The sequence below is a fragment of the Actinophytocola sp. genome (genome assembly GCF_035712165.1).
In the GTDB taxonomy this organism is placed as follows: Bacteria; Actinomycetota; Actinomycetes; order Mycobacteriales; family Pseudonocardiaceae; genus DASYTH01.
Window position 1 is genome coordinate 1 of sequence record NZ_DASTBH010000244.1, and the last position, 4,884, is coordinate 4,884.

Annotated in this window: 5 protein-coding genes; 2 read left to right on the forward strand and 3 right to left on the reverse strand. The window is 69.7% G+C overall.

Annotated features, from left to right (window positions below; translation table 11 throughout):
* Positions 1-88 precede the first annotated feature (88 nt).
* Genes VFO68_RS13935 through VFO68_RS13945 form a run of 3 tightly spaced genes read right to left on the reverse strand, consistent with a single transcriptional unit; the run spans position 89 to position 2,498 of the window.
* The gene (locus VFO68_RS13935; RefSeq protein ID WP_325158680.1) at positions 89-853 is read right to left on the reverse strand and encodes an ABC transporter permease; all 765 of its coding nucleotides are present in this window, start codon (positions 851-853) and stop codon (positions 89-91) included.
* A complete protein-coding gene (locus VFO68_RS13940) occupies positions 843-1,841 on the reverse strand; it encodes an ATP-binding cassette domain-containing protein (RefSeq protein WP_325158681.1) in 999 nt (332 codons plus the stop codon). The genes VFO68_RS13935 and VFO68_RS13940 overlap by 11 nt, the downstream gene beginning before the upstream one ends.
* Before the next feature lie 48 nt (positions 1,842-1,889).
* On the reverse strand, positions 1,890-2,498 hold the full coding sequence (locus tag VFO68_RS13945; protein ID WP_325158682.1) for a PadR family transcriptional regulator: 609 nt from the start codon (positions 2,496-2,498) through the stop codon (positions 1,890-1,892).
* Positions 2,499-2,554: 56 nt separating this feature from the next.
* Between VFO68_RS13945 and metG the strand changes: the two genes are divergently transcribed.
* The gene (metG, locus tag VFO68_RS13950) at positions 2,555-4,345 is read left to right on the forward strand and encodes a methionine--tRNA ligase (RefSeq protein ID WP_325158683.1); all 1,791 of its coding nucleotides are present in this window, start codon (positions 2,555-2,557) and stop codon (positions 4,343-4,345) included.
* A 29-nt stretch (positions 4,346-4,374) separates the two neighbouring features.
* Positions 4,375-4,884: TatD family hydrolase (locus tag VFO68_RS13955; RefSeq protein WP_325158684.1), on the forward strand; the 510-nt coding region annotated here is incomplete at its 3' end.

Consider the following 4,884-nt stretch of genomic DNA (forward strand, 5'->3'; position numbering starts at 1 on the left):
GACCTGGGCCGTTCGTTAGTCCGGTGTGGACGAACACGGCTGAGGCCGGCCGGGGAGCGGTACTCCCCGGCCGGCCGGCACTGAGTTCCTAGGCGTTTTCCTTCTGGAAGGTGCGGGCGCCCCACCACACCGACAGCGCGGTCATCACGACCAGCACGATGCAGCCGGTGAACAGGGCGTCCAGGGCGAAGTCGCCCCGGAACGCCGCCCGGTCGGCATCCATGATGTGCGTGAACGGGTTGATCCGGGAGATCGTGTACAGCCAGCCGGGAGCGAGCCCGGTGGTGATCGGGATCAGGATTCCGGACAGCAGCAGCACCGGCAGCAGGATGGTGTTCAGCAGCGGGATGAACGCCTCCTCGCTCTTGAGCTTCAGCGCGAGCGCGTAGGAGCACGAGGCGAGCGCGATGCCGAGCAGGACCACGATCAGCAGGCTGAGCATGATCCCGCCGAACGGTGCCCGCAGGTCGAAGAAGATGACCGCGATCACCAGGATCAGCAGGGCCTGCACCAGCAGTTGGCTGCCGGCGTTGAACACCTTGCCGAGCAGCAGCGCCATCCGGCGGACCGGGGTGACCCGCATCCGCTCCAGCGCGCCGGTGCGCAGGTCGGCCAGGATCCCGAAGCCGGCGAACATGCTGAACAGGCCGAGCTGCAGGATCAGCGCCGGGGTGAGGATCACCCAGGCGCTGCCCGGCGGGAAGCCGGGCGTGTTGGCCACGATCCGCTCCATCAGCGGGCCGAACAGCACCAGGTAGAGGATCGGCTGCATGATCCCGATGCCGATCCAGGCCGGGTTGCGCAGCGCCAGGGTCTGCTCCCGGCGCAGCGCCAGCCAGATGTCATGCAACATTCGCCGGCTCCTTTCCGGGCTCCTCGGCGACGGCCTCCTGCTCGGCGTCGCGCAGGCTGCGTCCGGTCATGGTCAGAAACACGTCGTCGAGCGTGGGCCGGTGCACCTGGATCGAGTTCAGCGTGATGCTGGCGCCGTCCAGGGCCCGGAGCAGTTCGGGAAGCGCGACGTCGCCGCGCGGCACCCGGAACCGCACCAGGGTGTCCGCCGTGGTGATCTCCCCGGCTCCGGGAAGCTTCTCGGCGACCTCGGCCGCGCGGGACACGTCCTCGGCCGGCACGCCGATGCGGACCTCGTCCCCGGAGACCTGCGCCTTCAGCTCGTCCGGCGAGCCCTCCGCGATGATCCTGCCGTTGTCGATGACCAGGATCCGGTCGCACAGGGCGTCGGCCTCGTCCAGGTAGTGGGTGGTCAGGAAGACCGTGGTGTCGTGGTGGTCGCGCAGGGACCGGATGTGGTCCCACAGGTTGGCCCGGCTCTGCGGGTCCAGGCCGGTGCTCGGCTCGTCCAGGAACACCAGCCGCGGGTCGTGCACCAGGCCGAGCGCGACATCCAGGCGTCGGCGCTGGCCGCCGGAGAGCGTCTTGATGATCCGGTCGCCCAGGTCGGCGATGTCCATCCGCTCCATCAGCTCGGTGCTGCGCCGCTGGGCGTCCGCCGGCGTCAGCCCGTAGAACCGGGCCTGCAGCACCAGTTCCTCGATGACCTTCAGCTCGGGTGTGGTGCCGCCGCCCTGGGCGACGTAGCCGATCCGCTTGCGCACGCCGACCGAGTCCTTGCGCAGGTCGCAGCCGGCCACTGTGGCCTGGCCCGCGGTCGGGACCAGCAGGGTGGTCAGCATCCGCAAGGTTGTGGTCTTTCCGGCGCCGTTGGGGCCGAGAAAACCGACCAGCTCACCGGGTTGCACGGCGAGGTCGACCCCTCGGACGGCTTCGACGGTGCGGCCACGGGCGCGGAAGGTCCGCGCGAGACCGCTCGCTGTGATCAAATTAGTTCCCCTCTGGTAGTCAAGTTTGACTGACCTCACCCTATCGGGCTAGTCAAGTTTGATTACAACCGGCGAGTGCCCGAAGTGGTCCGGTGCGTCGTCGGCCATCACGTACGCCCCGGTCCGCAACGTCTCGACCAGGCCCGCCGTCCAGGCGATGGTGGCGTCCAGGGTGACCAGCCACAGCCGGTACAACTCGGACACGTGCTCCGGCTGGCCCCATTCGGTGCCCTTGGCCAGCACTGTGACCACGTTGGCCCGCTGCCCCTCCAGTCGCGTCACCCGCTGCTCGAGCAGGCTGACCGCCCGGGCCCGGGGCAAGGTGGGCAGGAAGATGATGGCCGCCGAGAGCGACGCCCCGTCCTGCACGTCCTCATGCACCTCGGACAGCGCCCGGGTCAACAGGACCTGGAACTCCGTCTCGCCGTCGGGGGTCAACCGGTAGCCGGTCCGGTCCGGCCCCGTCGCCGGCTCCACCTCCACCTGTTCCAGCAGGCCCTCGGTGGCCATCTTCTTCAGCGCGTGATAAATCGAGCCGGGCGCGACATTGGCCCATTTGTCGGCCGACCACGTCAGCAGATCGCGGCGCACCTGGTACCCGTGCGCCGTGCCGTACATCCGCACCACACCCAGCACCAGCAACCGTGTCGCCGACACCGGATCCTCCTAACCCGTTCGAGAACGCCGCCCGTCCCTCCGTAGGCTAGGCCGACATGAGCAGTCCCGTGCTGACCGCCGTGGCCTGGCCCTATGCCAACGGCCCGCGCCACATCGGCCATGTGTCCGGATTCGGTGTCCCATCGGACGTTTTCTCGCGCTACATGCGGATGGCCGGTCACCGGGTGCTGATGGTCAGCGGCACCGACGAGCACGGCACGCCGATCCTGGTGCAGGCCGACAACGAGGGCGCGACCGCCCGGGAGACCGCGGACAAGTACACCCGCCAGATCGGCAGCGACCTCGCCGGGCTCGGGCTGTCCTACGACCTGTTCACCCGCACCACCACGGGCAACCACTACCGGGTGGTGCAGGACCTGTTCCTGGCCATGTGGCGCAACGGGTACGTGGTCTCGCGCACCCAGCTCGGCGCGATCAGCCCGTCCACCGGCCGCACCCTGCCGGACCGCTACATCGAGGGCACCTGCCCGATCTGCGGCGCCGACGGTGCGCGCGGCGACCAGTGCGACAACTGCGGCAACCAGCTCGACCCGGCCGACCTGATCAACCCCAGGTCCCGGATCAACGGCGAGACCCCGGAGTTCGTCGAGACCGAGCACCTGTTCGTCGACCTGCCGGCGTTCACCGAGTCGCTGGGCGGCTACCTGGCCAGCCGGGTCGACTGGCGGCCGAACGTGCTGAAGTTCAGCCAGAACCTGCTGGACGACCTCAAACCCCGGGCGATCACCCGGGATCTGGACTGGGGTGTGCCGGTGCCGCTGGACGGCTGGCGGGACAAGCCGATGAAGCGGTTCTACGTCTGGTTCGACGCGGTGATCGGCTACCTGTCGGCCAGCGTCGAGTGGGCCCGGCGCAGCGGCGACGACGACGCCTGGAAGGAGTTCTGGCTCAACCCGGACGCCCAGGGCTACTACTTCATGGGCAAGGACAACATCGTCTTCCACTCGCTGATCTGGCCGTCGCTGCTGCTCGGCCAGAACGGCGCCGGCGACAAGGGCGGCACGCCCGGGCCGTTCGGCAGGCTGCATCTGCCCACCGAGGTGGTCTCCAGCGAGTTCCTCAAGATGAGCGGCTCCAAGTTCTCCACCTCCCGCGGCACCGTGATCTACGTGCACGAGTTCCTCGCCGAGTTCGGCCCGGACGCGTTGCGCTACTTCATCTCGGTGGCCGGGCCGGAGACCCAGGACACCGACTTCACCTGGGAGGAGTTCGTCCGCCGGACCAACTTCGAGCTGGCCAACGAATGGGGCAACCTGGTCAACCGGGCCGTCTCGATGGCGCACAAGAACGTCGGCGCGGTGCCGGCGCCGGGCACCCCGACGGCGCCGGATGAGGAACTGAAGGCCTTGTCCCGCAACGCTTTCGAGGTGGTCGGCGGACACCTGCGGCGGTCCCGGTTCAAGGCCGCGATCAGCGAGGCGATGCGGGTGGTGGGCGCGGCCAACAAGTACATCTCCGAGCAGGAGCCGTGGAAGCTCAAGGACGACCCGGCCCGGCGGGACACCGTGCTGCACACCGCGCTGCAGGTGGTTCAGGACGCCAACACGCTGCTCACCCCGTTCCTGCCGCACTCCGCGCAGAAGGTGCACGAGGCGTTGGGCGGCGGGGGAGTCTGGGCGGCTCAGCCGGAGTTGCGGGAGGTCGAGGACCTGGACGTGGCCGGCCGGATCAACCCGATCCTGACCGGTGACTACGCCTCCGAGCAGGCCCGGTGGGAGTCCACCCCGATCGAGCCCGGCCGCCCGCTGGCCAAGCCGACCCCGCTGTTCGGCAAGCTCGACCCGAAGCTCGCCGAGACCGGCCCGGAGTGGGCGCCCATCCAGTGAGCGGAGCGAACCATCAAACACCGCCGCCGGTGCCCGAGCCGCTGCCGGTGCCGGTGGTGGACGCGCACACGCACCTGGATGCCTGTGGCGCCAAGGAACCCGCCGACGTGACGGCGATGGTGGACCGGGCGGCGGCGGCCGGGGTGGCCCGGGTGGTCACCGTGGCGGACGACCTGGCCGCCGCGCGGTTCGCCGCCGAGGCGTCCACCTGGGACGACCGGGTGTTCGCCGCGGTGGCGATCCATCCGACCCGGACCGCGGCGTTCTCCGACGCCGACCGCGCGGAGATCGAGCGGCTCGCGGCGGCGCCCCGGGTGGTCGCGGTCGGCGAGACCGGTCTGGACTACTACTGGGACTACTCGCCGCCGGCCGCCCAGCAGGCCGCGTTCCGCTGGCACATCGACCTGGCCAAGCGGGTCGGCAAGCCGCTGATGATCCACTGCCGGGACGCCTACGCCGACGTGCTGCGCATCCTGACCGAGGAGGGCGCGCCGGAGGCGGTGGTGTTCCACTGCTTCTCCGGCGACGCCGAGATCGCC

Bases quoted from the DNA above. Each gene is read 5' to 3' on its own strand.
- VFO68_RS13935 (WP_325158680.1), bottom strand. From the start codon at position 853: ATGTTGCATGACATCTGGCTGGCGCTGCGCCGGGAGCAGACCCTGGCG.
- metG (WP_325158683.1), top strand. From the start codon at position 2,555: ATGAGCAGTCCCGTGCTGACCGCCGTGGCCTGGCCCTATGCCAACGGC.